Source organism: Streptomyces sp. GSL17-111, assembly GCF_037911585.1.
Lineage (GTDB): Bacteria > Actinomycetota > Actinomycetes > Streptomycetales > Streptomycetaceae > Streptomyces.
In genome coordinates, this window is sequence record NZ_JBAJNS010000001.1 from 4,257,419 (window position 1) to 4,283,987 (window position 26,569).

The window sequence follows — 26,569 nt, forward strand, 5'->3', positions numbered from 1 at the left end:
AGGCCCTCTGCGCGGGGACGGTGGCGGTTGTACGTGGGGGGCGGGCAACGGAGTTGGGACAAACTACTCGTCCGTAGCACGTGCAGGTGGTGCCGGTGACGGGCATACACACCGCAACGTGCCGCCGACGGGGAAGTGACGGTCTCCGGTACGGCGGCTGGGCTCGGCGTAATGGGCGACGCCGAGCCGGCAGGGCGGCTCCGGGTGCGTATGGTGGCACGCTCCCGGAGCCGCCCTTCGACGTGCTGCACGGCGGCGGGAGGGACGTACGGAGAGCCGCGCGGGGGGAGCCGTCAGGGGATGACGACGACGGGGCGCTGCGCACGGCGGGCGAGCCGGCCGGCGACGGAGCCGAAGATGCGCCCCACGATCCCGTGCGTGGAGCCGACCACGATCGCGTCGGCCTCGTACTCGCGGCCGACCTCCTCCAGTTCGTGGCAGATGTCGCCGCCGCGCTCGACGAGGATCCACGGCACCTCGGCGAGGTGGTCCGCGCAGGCCAGTTCCAGCCCCAGCACCTCGGTGCGGTGGTCGGGGACGTCGACGAAGACGGGGGGCTCGCACCCGGCCCACACCGTGGTCGGCAGCCGGTTGGCGACGTGGACGATGATCAGCCCGGAGGCGGAGCGGCGGGCCATGCCGATGCCGTACGCGAGGGCCCGCTCGCTGGACAACGAGCCGTCGAAGCCGACGACCACGCCGTGCTGGAACGCCGGGTCACACGGGTGAGGGGCCGGTGTGCCGTCCGGCACCGCGTCGGGCAGCGCCGGAGCGTCGGCGACCGGCTTGCGGTCCGCAGGTTCGGGGATCTCGTGTCCGGCCATGGCTGTCTCGGCGAAGAAGTCCTCGGGATGAGGGGCTAACGGATGGTTGCGGGCTCAATAAAGTCTGGGAACTGCCTTTTCATCCCCCTACCCCCAGGGTACGGCCCTACACGCGCCGTGCCCAGGGTCTCGATCGGTCCGGGGATCGAGGCCGAAGCATGCCCGAGTGCGCGCCCCCGCGCAATGCCGTCTCGCGCGCGGTGACGGCGTCCCGGGGGCCCTGCGCGGCCTCCTCGGCGGCCGTGCGGGGCGGGCCGGCCCTCCCTCGTGGCCGCCGTCCGCATCGTGGAACGGCAGGGATGCGCCGCCGGATTGCCGATCCGTGCCTCCGTGCGCCCCTGGTGCGCCGCCGGTGGGGTGGCTGAAGGGCGGCGGAGGGCGGGTCGAGTCGTCGTCGCGGCGTGGTGGGGGTGTCGGGCCTCGGCGAGAGGGGTGTCGCGCCGGGCCGTCGACCGTGCGCCACGGGTGCGTCGTCGCTGGTCACCGGCGGCGGATCCGGCGCGGGTCCGGGTGCCTCGCAGCGTCGGGGGCCGGTGCGGGAACGCCTGGGAGCGCCTGCGCGGCGGTGCCGGGCGGGTGTCGTGCCGTCGTGCGCCACCGGGCCGCCCCGTGCACCGGCCGTACGCTCGTTCACGGAGCCGGAAGCCCCTGTCAGGCGCTCTTTTCGGCCAACTTCCGAACGTGGTACACACCTTGGCAGAATCGTGGACGCTGGCCGCCCTACCAGGAGTGAAAGGAGTGCAACCCGTGAACGCACCATACGCAGCACCGCCGGGGCGCCTCCCGCTCCCCCACGGGGCGTCGACGGATGCAACGCAACGTGATCGAATGCTTCACGCCACGTTGTGTTGTCGACAAAGCACTGAGTGATGAACTTGTCACTGCGGATGCCTACGACACAGTAGATTCGATCTTGGAGAACCACGGCGGGGGAAACCGTGCAACACCGAGAGGAAAGCGACCACTGAGGGGGGCTTGACCACATGAGCCAGGACCCATCGCACGGCCCCGCGCCCGTCCGGAAACTGACCGCCCGGCGGCGTCGCGAGATCGTGGCGGTGCTGCTGTTCGGCGGTGGGCCGATATTCGAGAGCTCGATCCCGCTCTCCGTATTCGGCGTCGACCGGCAGGATGCGGGAGTACCCAGGTACCGGTTGCTGGTATGCGCCGGTGAAGAAGGCCCCCTACGCACCACGGGCGGCCTCGAACTGACAGCTCCTCATGGCATAGACGCCATCGCGCGGGCGGGGACCGTCGTTGTCCCGGCCTGGCGCTCGATCACCCAACCACCACCGGCGGCCGCTCTGGAGGCGCTGCGCCGCGCCCACCAGGAGGGCGCCCGCGTCATGGGCCTGTGCACGGGCGCGTTCGTCCTCGCCGCCGCGGGCCTGCTGGACGGCCGTCCGGCGACGACGCACTGGATGTACGCGCCGACGCTCGCCAAGCGCTACCCGGCCGTCCACGTCGATCCACGGGAACTCTTCGTGGACGACGGCGACATCCTCACCTCGGCCGGCACCGCCGCCGGCATCGACCTGTGCCTGCACGTGGTGCGCAGCGACCACGGGGCCGAGGCCGCCGGCGCGCTCGCCCGACGGCTCGTCGTGCCGCCCCGCCGGGGCAACGCCGCCGAAGTGGGCCAGCTGCACCGGCTGGACAGGTCTTTACCCGAGGAGATCGGGACCGACCCGCTGGCCGAGGTCGTCGCCTGGGCGCTGGAGCACCTCCACGAGCAGTTCGACGTGGAGGCGCTGGCCGCCCGCGCGTACATGAGCAGGCGCACCTTCGACCGGCGGTTCCGCGCGCTCACCGGCAGCGCGCCGCTGCAGTGGCTGATCACCCAGCGGGTGCTCCAGGCACAGCGGCTGTTGGAGAACTCCGAGTTCTCCGTGGACGAGGTCGCGGCGCGCTGCGGCTTCCGTTCACCCGTCGCCCTGCGCGGGCACTTCCGGCGGCAGCTCGGCGCCTCGCCGGCGACGTACCGCGCCGCCTACCGGGCCCGCCGCCCGGCGGCCCCCGACGCGGGCGGGCTGGACGGTCCGGAGGGGGGACCATCCTCGGTCCCCTTCCGGATGCCGCCCGCCCGCTCCGAAGCCCATGGGGCGCCCGGCTTCCCGGACGCCGCGCTGGTCGCCGCGGGGGCCGGGGGAGGGGCGCACGGCAGGCCGCGCGCCGAGGCGTACGCGGCCAGAGTGCCGGGCCAGCGGGGCCACGGGGCGGGCTGAGGGCGCGCGTCGCGTCCGTCAACGTAGGGTTACCCGCATGAACGATCGGATGGTGTGGATCGACTGCGAGATGACCGGCCTCTCGCTGACCGACGACGCGCTCATCGAGGTGGCCGCGCTGGTCACCGACGCCGAGCTCAACATCCTCGGCGAGGGGGTGGACATCGTGATCCGTCCCCCCGCCGAGGCACTGGCGTCCATGCCGGACGTCGTGCGGACGATGCACACGAGCTCGGGGCTCCTGGACGCCCTCGACGGCGGCACCACACTCGCCGACGCCGAGGCCCGGGTCCTGGCGTATGTGCAGGAGCACGTGCCGGAGGCGGGGAGGGCGCCGCTGTGCGGCAACTCCATCGCGACCGACCGCGGCTTCCTCAGTCGGGACATGCCGGCGCTCGACGCCCACCTGCACTACCGGCTCGTCGACGTCTCGTCGATCAAGGAGCTGGCCCGCCGCTGGTACCCGAAGGCGTACTTCAACAGCCCCGAGAAGGGCGGCACCCACCGGGCGCTCACGGACATCCGCGAGTCCATCGCCGAGCTGCGCTACTACCGGGAGGCGGTCTTCGTGCCGCCCCCCGGCCCGGACTCCGACGCCGCCAAGGCCATCGCCGCCCGCCACGCGGGCGGGGCCTGAGCCACCGGGGGCGCCCCCGAAAAGGCGTGCGCGAGCACCCGCCCCGACCCTGTACACTCGTATCCGGCCGGTGCGGGAAGCCCCGCAGCAGGCGGTCGGCGGAAGCCGGTCGCATGACCGGACGTGGTGGGCGTAGCTCAGCTGGTAGAGCACCTGGTTGTGGTCCAGGATGTCGCGGGTTCAAGTCCCGTCGTTCACCCTTGAGGGCGAGGCCCCTGTGCTGGGAGACCAGGCAGGGGCCTTCGTCGTGTCCGGGGCCGGACGCAGCGCCGGACGGCCGGTGCCGACCGGCCGGTGCCGAGGCGCCGTCAGCTCGGGTCCGGCCGGGGGGTGTTCCGCTGCGGGCGGTCTGCCGCAGGCGGTCAGCCCGCAGCGCGGTAGCCGGGGACGGAGGGCCAGCGGACGGTCAGCACCACGGACTCCTCCTCCGCGTACCAGGAGTGGTCCACCCCCTTCGCCCAGACGACGTAGTCGCCCTGCTCGGCCAGGGTCACGCTGCGGCCCGGGAACTCCAGCCGGAACCGCCCGCTGATGAGGACGAGGAGGGCGGTGCGGGTCTCGCCGGTCACCCACTGCGTCCGCCGGTCGCCCACGGGGTGCACCCCCCACTTGATCTCCACGGCCTCGCTGTGGCGCGGGTCGCCGGCCTCCTTGAAGTGGCCCAGAAGCCAGCCCCGGTCCAGTGCGGCGTCCCGGCCCGCGCTGCCCACGTACACCCCGTCGTCGTCCATGTCGGCGGACGGTAGCAGGGGGGCCGGGCGGCGGTGCCGACGGCCGGGCGCAGCACCGGGCGGGCCGGGGGCGTGCGACTCTGGACAGCGGGTGGGACCGCTGGGTAACTTCGACTGAGCAAGCGCTTAGACAGGCGTTCGACAGCTACCCGAGGGAGGCGCGTCCATGCGTCGCACGGTGTTCAACGAGGACCATGAGGCGTTCCGGCAGACCGTCCGGGAGTTCGTCGCCAACGAGGTCGCCCCGTACTACCCCCAGTGGGAACAGGACGGCATGGTGCCCCGCGACCTCTACAAGAAGCTCGGCGAGCTGGGCGTCTTCGGCATCGAGGTGCCCGAGGAGTACGGCGGCGCCGGCGAGAGCAGCTTCAAGTTCAGCGCCGTCATCAGCGAGGAGTGCGCGCGCGCCGGGGTCAGCTTCGGCGGCTCCAGCGTCCACACCGCCCTCTGCCTGCCCTACCTGCTCAAGTACGGCACCGAGGAGCAGCTGCGCCGCTGGATGCCGGGCTTCGTCTCGGGCGGGATGATGACCGCGATCGCGATGACGGAGCCGGGCACCGGCTCGGACCTCGCGGGCATGAAGACCACCGCCAAGCTCTCCGAGGACGGCACGCACTACGTCCTCAACGGTGCCAAGACCTTCATCACCGGCGGCGTCCAGGCCGACCGCGTGCTGGTGTGCGCCCGCACCGCCCCGCCCACGCCGGAGGACCGGCGCAGCGGCATCTCCATCCTCGTCGTCGACGCGCACAGCGAGGGCTACGAGGTGGGCCGCACGCTCGACAAGCTGGGCCTGAAGACCTCCGACACCGCCGAGCTGAGCTTCACCGACGTCAAGGTGCCGGTGGAGGACCTGCTCGGCGAGGAGGGCAAGGGCTTCTCCTACCTGGCCCACAACCTGCCGCAGGAGCGGCTGGGCATCGCCGTCGGTGCCTACGCCCAGGCCGACGCGGCCGTGCGCTTCGCGCAGGCTTACGTCACCGACCGGACCGTCTTCGGTAAGACCGTCGCGTCCTTCCAGAACACCAAGTTCGTCCTGGCCGACTGCAAGGCCGACGTCGACGCCATGCAGGCCGTCGTCGACCGGGCGCTGGACGCGCACGACGCCGGTGAGCTGACCGCCGCCGACGCCGCCTCCGCCAAGCTGTTCACCACCGAGCTGGCCGCCAAGGTCATCGACCGCTGCCTCCAGCTGCACGGCGGTTACGGCTACATGCGCGAGTACCCGATCGCCCGGCTGTACGCGGACACCCGCGTGACGCGCATCTACGGCGGGACGAGCGAGGTCATGCGCTCGATCGTCGCGAAGTCGATGGGGCTGTGAACCAGCGGTGAGCGAGGCTCTGGCGTCCCTGCTCGATCTGCTCGACCTGGAGCGGATCGAGCAGGACATCTTCCGAGGCGCCAGCCGCTCCGCGATCATCCCGCGGGTGTTCGGCGGGCAGGTGGCCGCGCAGGCCCTGGTGGCCGCAGGGCGCACCGTGCCCGCCGAGCGCCCCGCGCACTCGCTGCACGCCTACTTCCTGCGGATGGGGGATCCCGGCGCGCCCATCGTCTACAACGTCGACCGCATCCGCGACGGGCGTTCCTACACCACGCGGCGGGTGGTCGCCGTCCAGCACGGGCAGCCGATCTTCCACCTCTCCGCGTCCTTCCAGGTGCGCGAGGAGGGGCTGGAGCACCAGGCGCCGATGCCCGACGCGCCCGACCCGGAGTCGCTGCCGACGGCCGCCGAGCTGCTGCCCCGGCACGCGCACCTGTTCTCCGACCCCAGCGTCGCCGAGCGGCTGGCGGAGGCCCGCGCGGCCGTCGACCTGCGCTACGTCAACGAGCCGCCGTACGCCGCCGCCGGGAGGGGCCCGGCCGAGCCGCGCTCACAGGTGTGGTTCCGCACCAACGGCAAGCTGGACGGCGAGCGTGACCAGCCGATGCTGCACATCTGCCTGGCCACCTACGTCTCGGACATGACGCTGCTGGACTCGGTCCTGCTCGCGCACGGCCGGGGCGGCTGGACGGTCGGGGACGTCGTCGGGGCCAGCCTCGACCACGCGATGTGGTTCCACCGCCCCTTCCGGGCCGACGAGTGGCTGCTGTACGACCAGGAGAGCCCCACCGCGCAGGGCGGCCGGGGGCTCGGCAAGGGCAGCATCTACACGGCGGACGGGCGCCTGGTGGCCTCCGTCATCCAGGAGGGCGCCGTCCGCGTCCCCCGCTCGCGCTGACACCCTCCTGGACCCCTGGCCCCCCTGGACCCCTTGTCGGCCCGGCGGACGTCAGAGCGCGAGCCCGGCGGCGGCCAGCAGGTAGGCGGTCATGGGCTCGTAGAAGCGCGGGTTCACCACGTGGTCGTCGAGCGGTACCGCCACCGCGAGGGTGCCCTCGGCCTCGGCGAGGAAGAGCGCCGGGTCGTTGCAGTCGGCGAAGCCGACCGTGTCGAGCCCCTGCTGCCCGGCGTACCCGGCCCATCCGTGGTCGGCGAGGACGAGGTCGGGCAGCGGCTCGCCGTGCCGGGGCAGGGCGTCGAGGATGGCCCGCATCGGCTCGGGGGAGTGGGTGTGCCACAGGGTCGCCCCGCGCTCGTGCATGGCGACGTCGGCGAGCTGGACGACGACGCCCTCGTCGGCCACCAGGCCCAGCGGCACCCGGACGACGTGGCACCCGGCGACGCGGAGCGCGGCGGCCACGCTGCGGTGCACGTCGAGCAGCCCGCCCGGGTGGCCGGTGGCGAAGAGGACCCGCTCACCCGCGTCGGCGGCCTTGCGCAGCCGCACGGCGGCCCGCTCCAGGGCGTCCACGGTGAGGTCCGGGTCGATGGTGTCCTGTCCGGCGCGGTGCTCCGGGTCGTCGACGACCCCCACCCGCTCCGCCATGACGGCCAGCACGTCCTGCTCGTCGGTCCAGCGGTCGCCCAGTTCGAGCCCGAACCAGTAGTAGCGGTCCCCGTTGGCCAGCGCCCGGAAGTGCGCCAGGTTGTTCTCGCGCGGTGTCGCGACGTCCCCGGCGATGCGGGTGTGCCGCAGGTGCTCGACCAGCTCCGCGCGGGTGGGCACGGGGGGCTGCGGGGGCGGGGGGCCGACGGGCGGTTCCATGGGTGCGGGCATGCCGCCATTGTCGCCCGTACGTGCGGTCGATGGACCATGTGTCCAAAACCCGGCACCTCTCCGCTCAGAAACGTCCATGTCAGGGACGCCCGCGCGCCACCTACCCTCGCGCGTATGAGCAGTGAGACGAGCCCCCACCCCTCCGGCCGTCCCGTCGGTCCCGTCGACTCCTCCCGCGTCCCGCGCTACGCCGGCCCGGCCACCTTCGCCCGGCTGCCGCGGCTGGACGAGGTCGGCGGCGCGGACGTCGCGGTGGTCGGCGTCCCCTTCGACTCGGGCGTGTCCTACCGGCCCGGCGCCCGCTTCGGCGGCAACGCGATCCGCGAGGCCTCCCGGTTGCTCCGCCCCTACAACCCGGCCCAGGACGCCTCCCCCTTCGCCCTGGCCCAGGTGGCGGACGCCGGCGACATCGCGGTGAACCCGTTCAACATCGACGAGGCCGTCGAGACGGTGCAGGCCGCCGCCGACGAGATCCTGGACAGCGGCGCCCGCATGATGACACTGGGCGGCGACCACACCATCGCGCTGCCGCTGCTGCGCTCGGTGGCCCGCAGGCACGGGCCGGTGGCCCTGCTGCACTTCGACGCCCACCTGGACACCTGGGACACCTACTTCGGCGCCGAGTACACCCACGGCACGCCGTTCCGCCGCGCGGTGGAGGAGGGCGTCCTCGACACCTCGGCGCTGTCCCACGTGGGCACCCGGGGCCCGCTGTACGGGAAGAAGGACCTGGACGACGACGAGAAGATGGGCTTCGGCATCGTCACCTCCGCCGACGTCATGCGGCGCGGCGTCGACGAGGTCACCGACCAGCTGCGCCAGCGCATCGGGGACCGCCCGCTGTACATCTCGATCGACATCGACGTGCTGGACCCCGCCCACGCGCCGGGTACGGGCACGCCCGAGGCGGGCGGCCTCACCTCGCGCGAGCTGCTGGAGATCCTGCGCGGCCTCGCCGGGTGCCATCTGGTCTCCGCCGACCTGGTGGAGGTGGCGCCGGCGTACGACCACGCCGAGATCACCTCCGTCGCGGCGTCCCACACGGCGTACGAGCTGACGACGATCATGTCCCGGCAGATCGCGGCGGGCCGCTGACGGAGGGCTCCGACGGTGACGCCGTCCGGTGCTGAGGCCGTCGGACGGCCGCATGGGCCGCGCGCATGTGCACGGTGCACTGGAAGGCCATGATTTCGGCAGGGTGACCGACGTGTTTCGGCCGTGTTCCCGGCGGCCTGTAAGCCGCCGTTGACAGGTCCTGTTGGGCATCGTGCCCAGCGTCTGGCACATTACCGCTGGTAGGGAGCTTGCGAGCGTTCGGTTACCAACTGGTAGGTGTATTACTTCCTGCCACTCATTTAACACACAACGTTACTGATTCTGTTCGGTCGATGTGCAAACCGTGGTGATTATCGACCAGACTCCCTCACGTAATCCCGCGGGACGGGGTGTCGAAGACGCTAGGCGGCGGTGCTGGCCCTGTGGGGGGTGCTGGCCCGTCAAGTGCCACCAGCGCGACGCCCCGCCGGAACGGTCCTGGAGAGAGGCCTGACTCTCCGGGGCCGTTCCCTTTTCCGCCGCGACGTCCCGGCCGCCCCGCCCGTCCCCCGACCCGGTGCCCGCCCTCCCGACGCCCTTGTGGGGTGTGCGACAGTTTGGCCCGACGTCCCTCCGAGGCCTCTACGGTCGGCGGAGACGGAGGCCGAGGGAGAGGATGCCACGCGATGCGCGACGAGCTGTACGACGAGATCCTGCGGCGCAACCCGGGTGAGCCCGAGTTCCACCAGGCGGTCCACGAGGTGCTGGACACCCTCGGCCCGGTGCTGCGGGCCCGTCCCGAACTGGTGGAGGCGCGGATCGTCGAGCGGATCTGCGAGCCGGAGCGGCAGCTGATGTTCCGCGTGCCGTGGCAGGACGACGCCGGTCGGATCCAGGTCCACCGGGGCTTCCGCGTCGAGTTCAACAGCGCGCTCGGCCCGTACAAGGGCGGGCTGCGCTTCCACCCCTCCGTCAACCTCGGCATCGTGAAGTTCCTCGGCTTCGAGCAGATCTTCAAGAACGCGCTCACCGGGCTCGGCATCGGCGGCGGCAAGGGCGGCAGCGACTTCGACCCGCGCGGCCGGTCCGACGCCGAGGTCATGCGCTTCTGCCAGTCCTTCATGACCGAGCTGTACCGCCACCTGGGCGAGCACACGGACGTCCCGGCCGGCGACATCGGCGTCGGCAGTCGCGAGATCGGCTACCTCTTCGGCCAGTACCGCCGCGTCACCAACCGCTGGGAGGCCGGCGCGCTCACCGGCAAGGCGCCCGGCTGGGGCGGCTCCCTGGCCCGTAAGGAGGCCACCGGCTACGGCGCCGTGCTCTTCGCCGCCGAGATGCTGCGGGTGCGCGGCGAGGAGCTGGACGGCCAGCAGGTCACCGTCTCCGGCTCCGGGAACGTCGCGATCTACGCCGTCGAGAAGGCCCAGGCCCTCGGCGCCCACGTCCTGACCTGCTCCGACTCGGGCGGTTACGTGGTGGACGAGAAGGGTGTCGACGTCGAGCTGCTGCGGCAGGTCAAGGAGGTCGAGCGGGGCCGGCTCAGCGACTACGTCGAGCGGCGCGGCTCCTCGGCCCGCCACGTGTCCGGCGGCAGCGTCTGGGACGTCCCGGCGGACGTGGCCCTGCCCTGCGCCACGCAGAACGAACTGGACGGCCGGGCCGCCGCCGCGCTCGTCCAGGCGGGCGTGAAGGCCGTCTCGGAAGGCGCCAACATGCCCTGCACGCCCGAGGCCGTCACGGCGTTCACGGAGGCGGGCGTGGCCTTCGGCCCCGGCAAGGCCGCCAACGCGGGCGGGGTGGCCACCAGCGCTCTGGAGATGCGCCAGAACGCCGCCCGAACGCCGTGGACGCACGAGGAGGTGGAGGAGGCGCTGACGGGCATCATGCGCGACATCCACGCCACCTGCCACGAGACCGCCGAACGGTACGGGGCGCCGGGCGACTACGTGCTCGGCGCCAACGCCGCCGGCTTCGAGCGGGTGGCCGACGCGATGCTCGCCCAGGGCCTCATCTGAGCCGGGCCCGGCTGCGCACGGGCCTCACAGCTCCGTGAGCAGCCGGCGCAGGAACTCCGTCGTGCGCGCGTGGGTGTCGGCGGCCGCGCACAGGCGGTCCATCACGACCATGTACGTCTCCACCTCGGCCCGCTTGTCGAGGTAGAGGGCGCTGGTGAGCTGCTCCAGGTAGACGATGTCGGGGAGGTCCGGCTCGGTGAACCGCAGCAGCGTCACCGGGCCTCCGGCCGCCGCCAGGCCGCCGATGCTGAAGGGCGCCACCTGGAGGGTGACGTTCGGCCGTTCGGCGACGTCGAGCAGGTGCCTGATCTGCCCGCGCATCACCTCGGGGCCGCCGAGCGGGCGCCGCAGGGCGGCCTCGTCGATGACCGCCCACAGCCGGGGGCCGTGCTCCCGCGTCAGGCACTCCTGGCGGCGCATCCGCAGCCGTACCCGGCGTTCGATCTCGGCGTCCCCGGCCCGGCCGTGGCCGAGCAGGGTGACGGCCCTGGCGTACGCGGCCGTCTGGAGGAGGCCGGGCACGAACTGGACCTCGTACGTCCGGATCAGGGAGGCGGCCTCCTCCAGACCGAGGAGCGTTTCCAGCCACCCGGGCAGCACGTCCCCGTACTGGTGCCACCATCCCGGGTTGTTCGCGTGCCGGGCGAGGGTGAGGAACTCCTCGCGCTGCTCGGGGTCGTGCACGCCGTAGAGCGTGAGCAGGTCCGCGACGTCCCGCTCCTTGTAGCCGACGCGGCCGAGCTCGAGCCGGCTGATCTTGGCGTGCGAGCCGCGGATCGCGTCCCCGGCGGCCTCCCGGGTGATGCCGCTGGCCTCCCGCATCCGCCGCAGGTGGGTGCCGAGCACGATGCGCAGCACCGTCGGCCCGCCGCGCGGCTGGGCCAGGAGCCGACGGACCGAGGAGTCGTACTCGGGTTGGGCTGACATCACGCCTGCTCCTGCGGGCTCTGTGGTGCTGGTGGTAAGGGGACGGCCGCCAAGTCTCCCATTACGGGAGCGGACTGTACAACGGGTCAGCGGCCGGTCACGAGGTCGTCGAACTCGCCGTCCTTGGCGCCCAGGATGAAGGCGGTGATCTCCGCCTCGGTGTAGATCAGCGCCGGCCCGGTGGGGAACCGGGAGTTGCGTACGGCGACGCGGCCGCCCGGCAGTTCGGCCACCTCCACGCAGTTGCCGCTGGGGTTGCTGCGTCGGCTCTTGCGCCATCTGACGCCGAGCAGCCGGTCGGCCGGCACGCCGTTGGCGCCGGTGCCGTCCTCGGGGGTGTCGGTGCCGTACGCCGCCGTCGTGGGGAGTGCCGTGCCTGTCATACCTGCCACTTCTGCCTCTTTTGTCACTTCAGTACCACCATGATCTCTGGCTGAATACTGCCTCAGGAACCCCCGTAATTGCATCTGTACTTGCATCCGCACTTGCAGCCGTAAGTACAGTTGCCACAGGATGGAACACGCAAGAGTGTTCCCAGCGACGTGAGCGCCACGGAGACAACGGCTGCGGGGTTGGACGATGACTCAACCGGCTAGGTGGGCGGCTACCGCTGCCCCCGACACGTCCGGCGGCCTCTCGTACAGTTCCCGGAACCCCTGCGGACCAGGCGGCGCCGACAGCCCGGCCGGGCCCGGCCCCTGGTCCCTGACGAAGCCCTCCGTCCGGCCCGCGCCCCCCGCCGCCCCTGTCGCGCCCGTCGCGCCCGTCGACACATCGGCCTTCGCCGCCTGGACGCTGGAGTGCGGGCCCCGCTCGCCCGGCCAGGCCCGCGCCTACGCCCGCGCCGCGCTGCGCGGCTGGGGCCTGGAGGAGCTGACCGACGACATAGCGATATCCGTGTCGGAGATGGTCACGAACGCGCTGTGCCACAGCGCCGAGCCGTGGGACCCGCCCACGGCCCAGCCCGTGATGCTGAGCCTGCTCCGGCAGGGCGGCACCGTCCTGTGCGCCGTCATCGACCCCGGCACCACCGCGCCGGCCGTGCGCGACGCGGACGACCTCGCCGAGGGCGGGCGCGGCCTCCAGATCGTCGACCACCTCTCCGACGACTGGGGGTGGACGACCCCCGGCGCCAGCGGCAAGGCCGTGTGGGCCCGTTTCTCGGCCCCCGCCGACACCGACACCGTCGAGCCCGCCGACCACACCGCCGCCGTCATCGCCCCCGACGGCATCGAGTGCGTCGCCGACCTCCAGGACGAGGCCGAGTGGGACGGGCTGACCCGGCTCCTCCTCCTGTCCGAGATCCTCTGCGGTGGCCGCCCCACCTGGCTGGACACCATGGGCCTGCGGCCGAGCGACGGCCGTCCGCGCTTCTGACCGGTCCGCGTCGCCGCCCGCCCCGCCACCACCCGATCGGACCCGCCCGTCCCGACACCACCGACCTGACCAGGTGGAATGAAACCGGGCCCCGGGACGTTGGGGCTTTCCGGCGGGACAGGACGACCGGAAGGGCGGGGCCACGTGACGACGGGGACGGCACCATCGGAGACCGGAACCGGCGAAGAGGCCGGAACCGGGGCCGAGCACGGGCGCGCGGCCGGGACCGGGGCGGCGGCACCCGGCTGGGCGCGGCGGCTGACGCGGCAGTGCTGGCACTACCGGCGCAACGTCCTGCTGGCCCTCGGCGCCTCGCTCGCCGGCATGGGCGTCTTGGCTCTCGTCCCCCTGATCACCAAGGCCGTCATCGACGACGTCGCCGCAGGTCGTACGGCGGACATGCCGCGGTGGATCACCCTGCTGATCGGCGCCGCCGTCGTCGTCTACGCGCTGACCTTCGTGCGCCGCTACTACGGCGGCCGGCTCGCCCTGGACGTCCAGCACGACCTGCGCACGGACATGTACCGGGCCCTCGTGCGGCTCGACGGCCGCCGTCAGGACGAGCTGTCCACCGGGCAGGTCGTCGGCCGGGGCACCAGCGACCTCCAGCTCGTGCAGAGCCTGCTCTTCATGGTCCCCATGATGATCGGCAACGTGCTGCTGTTCGCCGTCGCGCTCGTCGTCATGGTGGCCCTCTCCCCGCTGCTCACCCTCGTCTCCCTCGCCGTCTTCCCGCTGCTGTGGTGGATCGCCTCCCTCAGCCGGGCCCGGCTCTTCCCGGCGACCTGGTACGCGCAGCAGCAGGCCGGTGCGGTGGCCTCGGTGGTGGACGGCGCGATCACCGGCGTCCGTGTCGTGAAGGGTTTCGGGCAGGAGGGCCAGGAGAAGGCCAAGCTGCGCGCCGTCAGCCGGGTGCTGTACGCGGCGCGGCTGCGCACCCTGCGCTTCCACGCCCGCTACACCCCGGCCCTGCAGTCCCTGCCCTCCCTGGGCCAGGTCGCCATGCTGGCGCTGGGCGGCTGGATGGCGGTGAACGGCTCGATCACGCTGGGCACCTTCGTCGCGTTCTCCACCTACCTCGCGCAGCTGGTCGGCCCCGTCCGGATGCTCGCGGCCATGCTGACGATCGGGCAGCAGGCCCGCGCCGGCGTGGAGCGCGTCTACGACCTCATCGACACCGAGCCGCAGATGACCGAGCGGCCCGACGCCCACGAGCTGCCCGCCGACGCCCCGGCGTCCGTCGAGTTCGACCGCGTCACCTTCGGCTACGACCCGGACCACCCCGTGCTGGACGGCGTCAGCCTCCGGGTGCGGCCGGGCGAGACCCTCGCCGTGGTGGGCACCAGCGGCAGCGGCAAGTCGACGGTGTCGATGCTGCTGCCGCGCTACTACGACGTCACCGGCGGCGCCGTCCGCGTCGGCGGGCACGACGTGCGGGACCTGACGCTGGCCTCCCTGCGCTCGGCGATCGGCCTGGTGCCCGAGAACAGCTTCCTGTTCTCCTCCTCCGTCCGGGAGAACATCGCCTTCGGCGCTCCCGACGCCACGGACGCGCAGATACGCGCCGCCGCCCGCGCCGCCCAGGCCGACGGCTTCATCGAGGAGCTGGCCGAGGGCTACGACACCGTCGTCGGCGAGCAGGGCCTGACCCTCTCCGGCGGGCAGCGCCAGCGCATCGCCCTGGCCCGGGCGATCCTCACCGACCCCCGGCTGCTGATCCTCGACGACGCCACCTCCGCCGTGGACGCCCGCATCGAGCACGAGATCCACGAGGCCCTGCGCAGCGTCATGCGCGGCCGGACGACCCTGCTCATCGCCCACCGGCAGTCCACCCTCGCGCTCGCCGACCGGATCGCGGTGCTCGACCGGGGTCGGCTCGTGGACGCCGGCACCCACCAGGAGCTGACCGCGCGCTGCCCGCTCTACCGTCGGCTCCTCACCGACCCCGACGAGCTGGGCGACATCGCGCGCGACCCGGCCGGGCAGGCGGCGCACGACGGCCACCGCACGGTGGACGGCATCACGCCCGAGCTGTGGGCGCGCCCGGAGGGGTCCGGCGACGCGGACGCGGCCGGGGCGGCGGGCACGGGCACCCTGGCCGCGCAGAGCGGGCGGCCCGGCTCCTGGGGCGCCGAGCTGGCGGCCTCACCCGGCAGCCCCGAGCTGCTGGCCAAGGTCGCCGCCCTGCCGCCCGCCACGGACGTCCCCGAGGTCGACGAGGAGGGCGCCGAGCGGAGCGGACCGCAGGGCGAGGGCGGCTACGGGCTGCGCCACCTGCTGGCCGGTTTCGGCCGCCCGCTCGCCTTCGCGCTGGTCTTCGTCGCCCTGGACGCCGTGGCCATGCTGGCGCTCCCCGTCCTGATCCGGCACGGCATCGACGAGGGCGTGAACCGCTCGGCCCTGGCGGCCGTGTGGACGGCGGCGGTCTTCGCGCTCCTGGTCGTCGTCGGGCAGTGGGCCTCGCAGTACGCCGCCATCCGCTTCACCGGCCGCACCGGCGAGCGGGTGCTCTACGCCCTGCGGCTGAAGATCTTCGCCCAGTTGCAGCGCCTCGGCCTCGACTACTACGAGCGTCACCTCGGCGGCGCGGTCATGACCCGGATGACGACCGACGTCGACGCCCTGTCCACGTTCCTCCAGACGGGCCTGGTCACCGCCTTCGTCTCGATCATCAGCTTCTTCGGCATCCTGGGCGTCCTGCTCGTCATCGACCTGCAGCTCGCCCTGGTCGTCTTCGCGACGCTGCCGCCGCTCGTGGTGGGCACGGTGTTCTTCCGGCGGCAGTCGGTCAAGGCGTACGAGCTGGCCCGGGAGCGGGTCAGCGTCGTCAACGCCGACCTCCAGGAGTCGGTGGCCGGGCTGCGCATGGTGCAGGCGTTCCGCCGCGAGCACCTGGGCACCGACCGCTTCGCCCGCCGCAGCGACGGCTACCGCCGGGCCCGGGTGCGCGGGCAGTGGCTGGTCTCGGTGTACTTCCCCTTCGTCCAGCTCCTCGCGGCGCTGGCCACGGCGGCCGTCCTCATCGTGGGTGCCGACCGCGTCGCGGCCGGCACCCTCACGGCGGGCGCGCTCGTCGCCTACCTGCTCTACATCGAGCTGTTCTTCGCCCCGGTGCAGCAGCTCTCCCAGGTCTTCGACGGCTACCAGCAGGCCGTCGTCTCGCTGGGCCGCATCCGTGAGCTGCTCCGCGAGCGCACGAGCACCCCGGCCGCCGCCGAGCCGGTGGAGCCCGGTCGGCCGCGCGGGGAGATCACCTTCGACGACGTCCGCTTCCACTACCGCTCGGCCGACGGCACCCCGCTGGCCGAGGCGGCCCTGGAAGGGCTCGACCTCACCATCCCGGCGGGCCAGACGGTGGCCTTCGTCGGCGAGACGGGCGCCGGGAAGTCCACCCTGGTCAAGCTGGTGGCCCGGTACTACGACGTGACCGGGGGCCGGGTCCTCGTCGACGGCGCCGACGTCCGGGACCTGGACCTGACGGCCTACCGCAGCCACCTGGGGGTCGTCCCGCAGGAGCCGTTCCTCTTCCCCGGCACCGTGCGGGACGCCATCGCCTACGGCCGGCCGGAGGCCACCGACGCCGAGGTGGAGGCCGCCGCCCGGGCGGTCGGCGCGCACGACATGATCGCCTCCCTGCCCGGCGGCTACCTCCACGCCGTGGGGGAGCGCGGCCGCAACCTGTCGGCCGGCCAGCGCCAGCTCATCGCGCTCGCCCGCGCCGAGCTGGTCGACCCGGCGATCCTGCTGCTCGACGAGGCGACGGCCGCGCTGGACCTGGCCACCGAGGCGCTGGTCAACCAGGCCACCGACCGGCTCGCCGGGCGTCGCACCACCCTCGTCGTCGCCCACCGGCTCACCACCGCGCAGCGGGCCGACCGGGTGATCGTCCTGGACCACGGACGGGTCGTCGAGGACGGCACGCACGCGGAGCTCCTCGCCGCGGACGGGCGCTACGCGGCGCTGTGGCGCACGTTCACCGGCGCCCCGGCGCCCTCCCGCGTCTGACGCCTCCCGCACCGGCGCCCGGTGACCGCACGGCGCATACGGGCCGAATGAGCCCTACTCAGGGTGTAGGTCCCGTGACACGTGGCACAGACAGGGGCAGCGTGCCGCGCATCCGGCCGGCACACCGCGAGCGTGTCGCGTCTGCTGGCGCGGGCGAGGAGGCCCGGGATGGTGAAGGCGTGGGGAGCGACCGGGAGGGCGCAGCTTCACCCGCCCCCGAACGGTCCGGCGGCCCGGGGACGGGTGGGGCCCCGCCCGCCGGGGCGCGTCGGCCGCGTAGGGGGAGCGGCGCTGCTCGCGGCGAGCCTGCTCGCCGGCTGCGGCTCGGAGGACGGCGGAACGGTGCTGAACTTCTACACCGCGCCCGAGGAGAACCTCCAGCAGGTCGTGGACCGGTGCAACGAGGAGGCGGACGGCCGCTACCGCATCGTCTACAACCAGCTCCCGCGCGAGGCGGACGGGCAGCGTGAGCAGATGGTCCGGCGGCTGGCGGCCGAGGACAAGGGCCTGGACATCCTCGGGCTCGACGTCACCTGGGTGCCGGAGTTCGCCGAGGCGGGCTGGATCGTGGAGTGGACGGGGGAGCGCCGCGAGCAGGCGACCGAGGGGGTGCTCCCGGGGCCGCTGCGCACGGTGCTCTGGCAGGACGCGGTCTACGCCGCGCCGAAGAACACCAACGTCCAGCTCCTCTGGTACGACGACCGCATCACTCCCGAGCCGCCGCGGACGTGGGAGGAGACGCTCGCGACGGCGCAGCGGCTCAAGGACGAGGGGGAGCCCTACCGCCTGCTGTTCACCGGCGCCCAGTACGAGGGCCTGGTGGTGTTCTTCAACAGCCTCGTCGCCTCCGCTGGCGGGCAGCTGCTCAACGAGGAGGGCACGGAGGCCGTCGTCGACGAGGGCGTGGTGGAGGCGCTGCGCCTGCTGAAGGAGATCACCACCTCCGGCGTCACCAGCCCGTCCCTGACGAACATGCAGGAGGACCAGGTGCGGCTGGCCTTCCAAGCCGGGCAGGGCGCCTTCGAGTTCAACTGGCCGTTCGTCTACGCCTCCTACGCGGCCGAGAAGCCGGAGGAGGTGGAGCACTTCCAATGGGCCCGCTACCCGTCCTTCGAGGAGGGCGGGGAGAGCCGCGTCACCGTCGGCGGCTACAACCTGGCGGTGAGCACCTACTCGCGCCACCGGGACGAGGCCTTCGACGCCACGCTCTGCCTGCGCAGCGCCCGGAGCCAGAAGTTCCAGGCCCTGCGCTCCGGGCTCCCGCCGAGTCTGGAGAGCGTGTACGAGGACGAGACGCCGCTCGATCCCTCGGAGCCGGCCGACCCGGAGACGAACCCGACCATGGACATGGCGTACCCGCCCAAGGACACCATCCGTGCCGCCCTGGAGGACGCCGCCGTGCGACCGCTCACCCCCGTCTACCAGAACCTCTCCATCGTGACGGCCAAGATCCTCTCCCCGCCCTCGGCCATCGATCCCGAGCAGACGGCCGACACGCTGCGCGAGGAGCTCGACGCCGCGCTGAAGTCGCAGGGGGTGCTCCCGTGACGTCCACCCGCGTCCTGCGCGGCGCCCACAGCGAGGGGAAGAAGTCCGAGCGGCGCCTGGCCTGGATGCTGTGCGCGCCGGCCGCCCTGGTCATGGTCGCCGTCACCGGCTGGCCCATCGTGTACTCGGTCTACCTCTCCCTGCACCGCTACGACCTGCGCTTCCCCGGGCAGCAGGAGTTCATCGGCCTGGAGAACTACGCCGTCGTCCTCACCAACTCCTACTGGTGGACGGCGTTCGGCGTGACGCTGTTCATCACCGTCGTCTCGGTGACGATCGAGCTCGTGCTGGGCATGGCCCTGGCCATCACGATGCACCGCACCCTGCTCGCGCGCGGTCTGGTGCGGACGGTGACCCTGATCCCGTACGGCATCGTCACCGTCGTCGCCGCGTTCTCCTGGTTCTACGCCTGGACGCCGAACACCGGCTATCTCGCCGAGGCCGTCACCCCGGGCTCGGCACCGCTGACCGAACGGGCGGCGTCGCTGGCCATCATCATCCTCGCCGAGGTGTGGAAGACGACGCCGTTCATGGCGCTGCTGCTGCTGGCCGGGCTCGCCCTCGTCCCCGACGACCTGCTGCGCGCGGCGGCCATGGACGGCGCCGGGGTGTGGCAGCGGTTCGTGAAGGTGACGCTGCCGGTCATGAAGCCGGCCATCCTGGTGGCGCTGCTCTTCCGCACACTCGACGCGTTCCGCGTCTTCGACAACATCTTCATCCTGACGTCCGGCGCCAACGACACCTCGTCCGTCTCGATGATCACCTACAGCAATCTCATCCAGGGGCTGAACCTGGGCATCGGCTCGACGATGTCGGTGCTCATCTTCATCGCGGTGGCGATCATCGCGTTCGTCTTCGTCAAGCTGTTCGGCACGGCGGCGCCCGGGAGCAGCGCACAGGGAGGTGGGCGCTGATGCCCGTGGAGACCGCGTCGCCCGGTCGGCGCAAGACCTGGTGGACCTTCGTCAACGTGGTGGTGATCGTCTACGCGCTGCTGCCGGTGCTGTGGATCGCCTCGCTCTCCTTCAAGACCAAGGAGACGGTCACCGACGGGAACCTCTTTCCCCGCGACTGGACGCTCGCCAACTACGGGGACATCTTCCAAACGGACGAGTTCGTGCGGGCGCTGATCAACTCCATCGGGATCGCGCTCATCGCCACGTTCATCGCCGTCGCCCTGGCGACGATGGCGGCCTACGCCGTCGCCCGGCTGGAGTTCCCGGGCAAGCGGGCGCTGGTCGGGGTGTCGCTGCTCATCGCGATGTTCCCGCAGATCTCGCTCGTCACCCCGCTGTTCAACATCGAGCGGGAACTGGGCCTGTTCGACACCTGGCCCGGCCTGATCCTGCCCTACATCACCTTCTCGCTGCCGCTGGCCATCTACACGCTGTCGGCCTTCTTCCGGGAGATCCCCTGGGAGCTGGAGAAGGCGGCGAAGATGGACGGCGCCACGCCCGCCCAGGCCTTCCGTCGGGTGATCGCGCCGCTGGCCGCGCCGGGGGTGTTCACCAGCGCGATCCTGGTGTTCATCTTCTGCTGGAACGACTTCCTGTTCGCGATCTCGCTGACCTCGTCGGAGGCGTCCCGTACGGTCCCGGCGGCCCTGTCGTTCTTCACCGGCTCCTCCCAGTTCGAGGACCCGACGGGCACCATCTCGGCCGCGGCCGTGGTGATCACCGTGCCGATCGTCCTGTTCGTGCTCTTCTTCCAGCGCCGCATCGTCGCTGGGCTGACCTCCGGCGCCGTCAAGGGGTAGCAACATGGCTGAGATCGTTCTCGACAAGGTTTCCAAGCGGTACCCGGACGGCGCGCTCGCGGTGTCCGACATCGATCTGACGGTCGGCGACGGCGAGTTCGTGATCCTCGTCGGGCCCTCGGGCTGCGGCAAGTCGACCACGCTCAACATGGTGGCGGGTCTGGAGGACATCACCACGGGCGAACTGCGCATCGACGGCGAGCGGATGAACGAGCGCGCGCCGAAGGACCGGGACATCGCGATGGTCTTCCAGTCCTACGCCCTGTACCCGCACATGAGCGTGCGGGAGAACATGGCCTTCCCGCTGCGGCTGGCCAGGGCGCCGCAGGAGGAGGTCCGGCGCCGGGTCGAGGAGGCCGCCCGCATCCTCGACCTGACCGAGCACCTGGACCGTCGCCCCGCCAACCTCTCCGGCGGCCAGCGGCAGCGCGTCGCCATGGGACGCGCGATCGTCCGCGAGCCCAAGGCGTTCCTCATGGACGAGCCGCTGTCCAACCTCGACGCCAAGCTGCGCGGCCAGATGCGCACCTCCCTCTCCCGGTTGCAGAAGCAGCTGGGCACCACGACCGTCTACGTCACCCACGACCAGACGGAGGCGATGACGCTCGGCGACCGCATCGTCGTCCTCCAGGCCGGGCACGTCCAGCAGATCGGCTCACCGCAGCACCTCTACGACCAGCCCTCGAACCTGTTCGTCGCCGGGTTCATCGGCTCGCCGTCGATGAACTTCCTGACCGCCGTCGTCGAGGACGGGCACCTCTCGACGCCGCTCGGGGACGTGCCCCTCACCGACCGGGTGCGGCGGCACCTGGAGGCCGCGGACGCGCCGCGCGAACTCATCGTGGGCCTGCGTCCCGAGCACTTCGAGGACGCGGCGCTGGTGGAGGAGCACGCCCGCGAGGAGGGCCGCACCTTCACCGCGACCGTCGACGTGCTGGAGTCCCTCGGCTCGGAGAAGTACGCGCACTTCGCCCTGGAGACGGAAGGGGTGCGCGCCCAGCAGCTCCAGGACCTCGCCGACGTCACCGGCTCCGCCGACCTGGCCACCGGCGGCACCGCACAGCTCGTCACCCGGCTCTCGGCCACCTCCGACGCCCGGGAGAACGCCGAGCTGAACGTGTGGTTCGACCCGGACCGCCTCGTCCTCTTCGACCCGAACTCCGGGGACAACCTCACCTACGAGGGCTGAGGCGCCCGGATCACGTACCCGGCCGCACCAGCTCGGCCAGGTACGTGTCCACGGTCTGCAACGCGCCGTCGGGCAGCTCCGCCACACCGTCCCACCAGTGCGTCGCGGCGATCTCGTCGGTCGGGGTGAACGCCTCCGGGCGCTCGGTGCGCGCGGTGAACACCGCACCGCACAGCACGGTCTGGGCCGGGCCGATCGCCGTCGTCGCGTACCCGGCGAACCGCAGTGTCCGGGCCGGAGGTCGCTGCCCCGTCTCCTCCAGCAGCTCGCGCACCGCCGCCTGACGGGCGCTCTCGCCCGATTCGACCTTGCCGCCGGGCAGCTCCCAGCACGCCCGCTCCCGTACCTTCACCAGCAGCAGTGCCTCCCCGTGCCACAGCGCCACCAGGACGTAGTCCGCGTCCCGCGCACCCTCCTCCAGCGGGTCGAACCGGAGCAGCCGCATGTTCCGCGGCCCGGTGGCCAGCGCGTCCTCCACGTCACCCATGTCATTCATGCCGTGACCCTATGCCCGGCCGCCGACACCGCCGCCGACACCAACGACGGCGCCGCCCGGCGGGGGGTGGTGATCGCGCCGATCGGCGGATAGGTTCGCGGCGACCCTACCTACCCACACCCCATGGGGAGTTGTACATGCGCGCAGCGCTCAGATGGGTGCTGGCTCTCGCCGTGCTGATCGGCACGGTGAGTACCGGTACCGCGTCGGCGGGGGCCGTCACCACGGCAGAACCCGGCGTTCCCGACGTCAAGGACCGCATCCTCGACATCGACGGGATGCGGCTCATCGAGGAGAAGCCGGTCAGCGGGTACCGGTTCTTCGTCCTCGGGTACCAGCAGCCGGTGGACCACCGTCGGCCCTGGAAGGGGACGTTCGAGCAGCGGATCTCGCTCCTGCACAAGTCCGAGGACCGCCCCACCGTCTTCTTCACCTCCGGCTACGGCCTGAACACCAACCCGGCCCGCAGCGAGCCGACGCGGATCGCGGACGCGAACCAGGTCTCCATGGAGTACCGGTTCTTCACGCCCTCCCGCCCCGAGCCGGCCGACTGGTCCAAGCTCGACATCTGGCAGGCGGCCACCGACCAGCACCGCATACACAACGCGCTGGACGACATCTACGACCGGAACTGGATCTCCACCGGCGGCAGCAAGGGCGGCATGACGGCCACCTACTACCGCCGTTTCTACCCGCAGGACATGGACGGCACGGTCGCCTACGTCGCGCCCAACAACACCAACGTCCGCAACAACACCGCCTACGACCGGTTCTTCCGCAACGTCGCCACCGAGGAGTGCCGCGAGCGGCTGAACGGCATCCAGCGCGAGGCGTTCCTGCGGCGCGACGAGATGGTCAACCGCTACGAGAAGTGGGCCGAGGAGGGGGGCTACACCTTCGAGCTGTACGAGACGACGGACCGGGCCTTCGAGGTCGTCGTGCTCGACTTCGTGTGGGCCTACTTCCAGTACCAGGACGCGGCCGACTGCCTGGACGCCCCGACGACGGACGCCACGACGGACGAGCTGTACGACTACATCGACCAGATCTCCGGCTTCGCGTTCTACACCGACCAGGGGATGCTGCCGTACACGCCGTACTACTACCAGGCGGCCACCGAGCTGGGCTATCCGACGCTGCGCACCCCCTCGCACCTGCGGGGCCTGCTGCGCTACCCGGACGTCTACCACCCGAGCAACGCGGTGCCCGACGACATCCCCATGCCCCGGTTCGACCGGCACGCGATGAAGGACATCGACCGCTGGGTCCGCTGGCGGTCCTCGGAGATGCTGTTCGTCAACGGTGAGAACGACCCGTGGGGCGCGGAGCCGTTCCGCGTCGGCCCGCGCGCCGACGACTCCTACGTCTTCACCGCCCCGGGCGCCAACCACGGCGCCAACATCGCCGCGCTGACCGAGGACGAGCGCGCCGTGGCCACCGAGGCCGTGCTGCGCTGGGCCGGAGTGGCGGACGAAAGCCGTCCGTCGGCCCGTTCGGCGGGCGGCGACGCCGCACCGCTGGCCCCCTACGACGCGAAGCTCGACCGTCCGATGGTGGAGCGGACGCCGATCGGCCTGCCGTGACCCCGGCGGGCGGGTCGCACGGCGTGCGCCCCGCCCGCACCACACCCCGGCCCCGGCACGCGAGCAGCGCGCCGGGGCCGGCGTGTGTCCGGAGCCGGGCTCACGGGAGGGCGTCGGCCGCCGGGTAGGAGGTCTGCGCCCCGCGGCGGGTGACGGACGCGGCCCCGACCCGCACGGCGAACCGCACGGCCGTCGCCAGGTCCTCGCCGAGCGCGAGGCGCCAGGCGAGGGCACCGGTGAACGCGTCACCCGCACCCGTGGCGTCCACCGCCTCGACGGCGGGGGCCGGGACGTGCTCGGTTCCCTGCGGGTCGCAGACCAGGGCGCCCGCCGCCCCGAGCGTCACGACGACGCCGCGCGGGCCGCGTCGCCGCAGCGCCTCCGCCCGGCCGGCCGCGTCGGACGGGTCGGCGGCCGGTGCGTCCCCGGTCGGGGAGCGCAACAGCGCCCGCGCCTCGTGCTCGTTGACGACCAGCGGATCGCACGCGGCCAGCACGTCCGGCGGCAGCGGAGCGGGCGGTGAGGGGTTCAGCACCACCCGTGTGCCGGCGGCCACGGCCGCCCGGACGGCGGCGGCCACCGACTCGGGCGGGATCTCCAGCTGGAGCGAGACGACGGCGGCGGCGGACAGCACCTCGTGGGCGGCGGCCACGTCGGCGGGCGTGAGCCGGCCGTTCGCACCGGGGGAGACGACGATGGTGTTGTCGCCCCGCCCGTCCACCGCGATGAGCGCGACGCCGGTGGGCGCCCCGCCCGTCAGCACAGCGCCGGTCTCGACCCCGGCGTCCGCCAGGGACGCGGTGAGCAGCCGCCCGTGCGCGTCGTCGCCGACCCGGGCCAGCAGCCCCGCCCGCGCGCCCAACCTGGCGGCGGCGACCGCCTGGTTGGCCCCCTTGCCGCCCGGGTGGACGGCGAGGTCGGAGCCGAGCACGGTCTCACCGGGTGCCGGATGCCGCTCGACGACGGTGACCAGATCGGCGTTGGCCGAGCCGACGACCAGGACGTCGAGCGGGCGGCGCGGGGCGTCCGTCGTGTGCGCCGTGCCGGTCAGAGGAACGACTCCACGTTCTCCTCGGTGACGATCTTCACCGGCACCTTGATCTCCTCGTCCACGTCCTCGTCGCGGGCCAGCCGCGCGGCGTTGCGGACGGCCATCCGGCCCAGCTCGTCCGGCTGCTGGGCGACCGTCGCCGCCATCGTGCCGGCCTTGACGGCCTTCAGCCCGTCGGCCGTGCCGTCGAACCCGACCACGGTCACGGTGGAGCCGGCCCGCTCGCCCAGGGCCTTCACGGCGCCGAGCGCCATCTCGTCGTTCTCCGCGAAGACGCCGGTCACGTCCGGGTTCGCCTGGAGGAGGTTGGTCATGACGTCCAGGCCCTTGGCCCGGTCGAAGTCGGCCGGCTGCTGCGCGACGACCTCGATGTCCGGGAACCGCGCGATGCCCTTCTCGAAGCCCTCGCCGCGCTCGCGCGAGGCGGAGGTGCCGGCGATGCCGCGCAGGACGACGACCTTGCCCTCCTCGCCCATCTCCTCGGCGAGCTTCTCCGCGGCCAGTTCACCGCCCTGCACGTTGTCGGAGGCCACCGTCGTGTTCACCTCGGCGCCGTTGACGGCGCGGTCGGCCGCGACGACGGGGATGTCGGCGTTCCCGGCGGCCTTCACGGAGGGACCGGCGGCGTCGGAGTCCACCGGGTTGATGATGATGGTGCTCATGTTCTGACTGGTGAAGTTCTGGATCTGGTTGGCCTGCGTGGCCGAGTCGTTCTGGGCGTCCGTGATGGTCAGGTCGATCTCGGAGTCCTTGGCCTGGGCCTCGGCACCCTTCTGCAACTCCACGAAGAACGGGTTGTTGAGCGTCGATATCGACATCCCGATCTCGATCGGGGCGCTCCCGTCGTCGGCTGCGGAGCCGTCACCGCACGCGGTGGCCGTCAGGGCCAGGACGGCGGCGACGGCGGCGAGGGGGAGTCTGGTGGTACGCATGGCTACTTGCCTCAGTTTCCTTGCTATCGGCGGCTAACAAAGGGAGGTAGTGCACGTGCTGTCGGTACGGATCGATCATGTACGGCGACGGAGTGTATCGACTAGTGCTGCCAGCGCAATAACCGCCCCGATGACAACCTGTTGCCAAAACGCCGACACGCTGAGGAGGTTGAGGCCGTTGCGCAGCACCGCGAGGATGAGCGCGCCGATCAGCGTCCCCGACGCGCGCCCCACCCCGCCGGACAGGCTCGCGCCGCCGATGACGCACGCCGCGATGGCGTCCAGTTCGTACCCGGCCGCCGCCTGCGGCTGGGCGGACGCCAGCCGGGAGGCCAGCACGATGCCCGCGACGGCGGCGAACGTGCCGGACAGCCCGTAGATCACCAGCTTCTGCCGGGGCACCCGGATGCCCGACAGCCGGGCGGCCTCCTCGTTCCCGCCGATCGCGTACATCGACCGGCCGCTGTAGGTGAGGTTGAGGACGACGGCGGCGACGACGGCCATGCCCGCCATCACCAGAACGGGCACCGGGAGCCAGCCGCCGAGCGTCCGCCCCAGCGTCGAGACCGGGTCGGGGAAGGCGATCGGGCTGCCCTGGGAGACGACGAGGGCGAGCCCCCGGGCGACCGAGAGCATGGCGAGGGTCGCGATGAACGACGGCAGCCGTCCGTAGGCCACCATCAGCCCGTTCACCAGCCCGCACGCCAACCCGGTGCCCAGCGCGAACAGCACGGCCAGCCACACCGGCAGGCCCTGCGTCGTCGCCGTCCAGGCCAGCACCATGGCGGACAGGGCCGCCACCGAGCCCACCGACAGGTCGATGCCCGCCGAGACGATGACGAAGGTGACGCCGAACGCCAGGACGGCCGTCACCGCGGCCTGCCCGCCGACGTTGAGCAGGTTGCCGGTGTTGAGGAAGTCCGGGGACATCAGCGACATGACGGCGACCAGGGCGATCAGGGCCGTCAGCGCGCCGTTGTCCCGGAACACCCGCAGCAGCACCGGCGGCACGCCGCCGGAGGACTTCCCGCCGGCCGGCCCGCCCGGACCGCCGTCCGGCCCGGTTCTCTTCACATCGGTGGTCACCGAGGTGCCTCCCCTGTCCATGGTGTGTGTACGTAGCGGGTACGTGCT

20 protein-coding genes, 1 tRNA gene and 1 pseudogene are annotated in these 26,569 nt (G+C 72.3%); 14 read left to right on the forward strand and 8 right to left on the reverse strand.

What is annotated here, in order from left to right; genetic code table 11:
* Positions 1-293 precede the first annotated feature (293 nt).
* Positions 294-824 carry a universal stress protein gene (locus tag V6D49_RS19050; RefSeq protein ID WP_340561374.1) on the reverse strand — a complete coding sequence of 177 codons (531 nt, stop codon included), beginning with the start codon at positions 822-824 and terminating at the stop codon, positions 294-296.
* 983 nt (positions 825-1,807) lie between these two features.
* Here V6D49_RS19050 and V6D49_RS19055 point away from each other — a divergent pair.
* The 3 genes from V6D49_RS19055 (at position 1,808) to V6D49_RS19065 (ending at position 3,885) form a co-directional block, all read left to right on the forward strand.
* Complete coding sequence (locus V6D49_RS19055; RefSeq protein WP_340561376.1) at positions 1,808-3,049, forward strand: helix-turn-helix domain-containing protein; 1,242 nt, start codon at positions 1,808-1,810, stop codon at positions 3,047-3,049.
* 37 nt (positions 3,050-3,086) lie between these two features.
* The gene (gene orn, locus V6D49_RS19060) at positions 3,087-3,686 is read left to right on the forward strand and encodes an oligoribonuclease (protein WP_340561378.1); all 600 of its coding nucleotides are present in this window, start codon (positions 3,087-3,089) and stop codon (positions 3,684-3,686) included.
* 126 nt (positions 3,687-3,812) lie between these two features.
* Positions 3,813-3,885: transfer RNA gene (locus tag V6D49_RS19065), tRNA-His, on the forward strand.
* A gap of 163 nt (positions 3,886-4,048) precedes the next feature.
* On the opposite strand, the gene V6D49_RS19070 is transcribed toward V6D49_RS19065, so the two are convergent.
* Complete coding sequence (locus V6D49_RS19070) at positions 4,049-4,417, reverse strand: signal peptidase I (protein ID WP_340561380.1); 369 nt, start codon at positions 4,415-4,417, stop codon at positions 4,049-4,051.
* A gap of 166 nt (positions 4,418-4,583) precedes the next feature.
* Here V6D49_RS19070 and V6D49_RS19075 point away from each other — a divergent pair, with 166 nt between their 5' ends.
* Positions 4,584-5,741, forward strand: coding sequence for an acyl-CoA dehydrogenase family protein (locus V6D49_RS19075; RefSeq protein WP_340561382.1), 1,158 nt, complete (start codon positions 4,584-4,586; stop codon positions 5,739-5,741).
* A gap of 7 nt (positions 5,742-5,748) precedes the next feature.
* On the forward strand, positions 5,749-6,639 hold the full coding sequence (locus V6D49_RS19080) for an acyl-CoA thioesterase (RefSeq protein ID WP_340561384.1): 891 nt from the start codon (positions 5,749-5,751) through the stop codon (positions 6,637-6,639).
* A gap of 51 nt (positions 6,640-6,690) precedes the next feature.
* Here the strand turns inward: V6D49_RS19080 and V6D49_RS19085 are convergent, their stop codons facing one another.
* Complete coding sequence (locus V6D49_RS19085; RefSeq protein WP_340561386.1) at positions 6,691-7,518, reverse strand: phosphatase; 828 nt, start codon at positions 7,516-7,518, stop codon at positions 6,691-6,693.
* Between the two features lie 114 nt (positions 7,519-7,632).
* Here V6D49_RS19085 and speB point away from each other — a divergent pair, with 114 nt between their 5' ends.
* Positions 7,633-8,613, forward strand: coding sequence for an agmatinase (gene speB / locus V6D49_RS19090; RefSeq protein WP_340561388.1), 981 nt, complete (start codon positions 7,633-7,635; stop codon positions 8,611-8,613).
* A 626-nt stretch (positions 8,614-9,239) separates the two neighbouring features.
* Entirely contained in the window at positions 9,240-10,571 is a 1,332-nt protein-coding gene (gene gdhA / locus V6D49_RS19095; protein ID WP_340561390.1) for an NADP-specific glutamate dehydrogenase, read from the forward strand.
* A gap of 24 nt (positions 10,572-10,595) precedes the next feature.
* Here gdhA and V6D49_RS19100 read toward each other — a convergent pair whose 3' ends face one another.
* Positions 10,596-11,498 (reverse strand): helix-turn-helix domain-containing protein, encoded by a 903-nt coding sequence (locus tag V6D49_RS19100; RefSeq protein WP_340561392.1) that lies wholly within the window; start codon positions 11,496-11,498, stop codon positions 10,596-10,598.
* 86 nt (positions 11,499-11,584) lie between these two features.
* A complete protein-coding gene (locus V6D49_RS19105; protein ID WP_340561394.1) occupies positions 11,585-11,881 on the reverse strand; it encodes a DUF397 domain-containing protein in 297 nt (98 codons plus the stop codon).
* A 196-nt stretch (positions 11,882-12,077) separates the two neighbouring features.
* Between V6D49_RS19105 and V6D49_RS19110 the strand changes: the two genes are divergently transcribed.
* The 6 genes from V6D49_RS19110 (at position 12,078) to V6D49_RS19135 (ending at position 21,373) form a co-directional block, all read left to right on the forward strand.
* On the forward strand, positions 12,078-12,875 hold the full coding sequence (locus V6D49_RS19110; protein WP_340561396.1) for an ATP-binding protein: 798 nt from the start codon (positions 12,078-12,080) through the stop codon (positions 12,873-12,875).
* 78 nt (positions 12,876-12,953) lie between these two features.
* Positions 12,954-16,880, forward strand: a complete 3,927-nt coding sequence (locus V6D49_RS19115) for an ABC transporter ATP-binding protein (RefSeq protein WP_445330549.1) — start codon at positions 12,954-12,956, stop codon at positions 16,878-16,880.
* Between the two features lie 168 nt (positions 16,881-17,048).
* On the forward strand, positions 17,049-18,428 hold the full coding sequence (locus tag V6D49_RS19120; protein WP_340561398.1) for an ABC transporter substrate-binding protein: 1,380 nt from the start codon (positions 17,049-17,051) through the stop codon (positions 18,426-18,428).
* Between the two features lie 65 nt (positions 18,429-18,493).
* On the forward strand, positions 18,494-19,342 hold the full coding sequence (locus tag V6D49_RS19125; protein WP_340564135.1) for a carbohydrate ABC transporter permease: 849 nt from the start codon (positions 18,494-18,496) through the stop codon (positions 19,340-19,342).
* The gene (locus V6D49_RS19130) at positions 19,342-20,184 is read left to right on the forward strand and encodes a carbohydrate ABC transporter permease (RefSeq protein WP_340561400.1); all 843 of its coding nucleotides are present in this window, start codon (positions 19,342-19,344) and stop codon (positions 20,182-20,184) included. The genes V6D49_RS19125 and V6D49_RS19130 overlap by 1 nt, the downstream gene beginning before the upstream one ends.
* A gap of 4 nt (positions 20,185-20,188) precedes the next feature.
* Positions 20,189-21,373 (forward strand): ABC transporter ATP-binding protein, encoded by a 1,185-nt coding sequence (locus tag V6D49_RS19135; RefSeq protein ID WP_340561402.1) that lies wholly within the window; start codon positions 20,189-20,191, stop codon positions 21,371-21,373.
* Positions 21,374-21,383: 10 nt separating this feature from the next.
* On the opposite strand, the gene V6D49_RS19140 is transcribed toward V6D49_RS19135, so the two are convergent.
* Complete coding sequence (locus V6D49_RS19140; protein ID WP_340561403.1) at positions 21,384-21,869, reverse strand: NUDIX domain-containing protein; 486 nt, start codon at positions 21,867-21,869, stop codon at positions 21,384-21,386.
* 137 nt (positions 21,870-22,006) lie between these two features.
* Between V6D49_RS19140 and V6D49_RS19145 the strand changes: the two genes are divergently transcribed.
* A complete protein-coding gene (locus tag V6D49_RS19145) occupies positions 22,007-23,452 on the forward strand; it encodes a S28 family serine protease (RefSeq protein ID WP_340561405.1) in 1,446 nt (481 codons plus the stop codon).
* 100 nt (positions 23,453-23,552) lie between these two features.
* Here the strand turns inward: V6D49_RS19145 and rbsK are convergent, their stop codons facing one another.
* Both rbsK and V6D49_RS19155 read right to left on the reverse strand, forming a co-directional pair.
* Positions 23,553-24,503 (reverse strand): ribokinase, encoded by a 951-nt coding sequence (gene rbsK, locus V6D49_RS19150; protein ID WP_340564137.1) that lies wholly within the window; start codon positions 24,501-24,503, stop codon positions 23,553-23,555.
* Positions 24,500-26,521 (reverse strand): annotated as a pseudogene (locus V6D49_RS19155) (ABC transporter permease/substrate-binding protein). Before V6D49_RS19155 ends, rbsK begins: the two are co-directional and overlap by 4 nt.
* Positions 26,522-26,569: the final 48 nt, after the last annotated feature.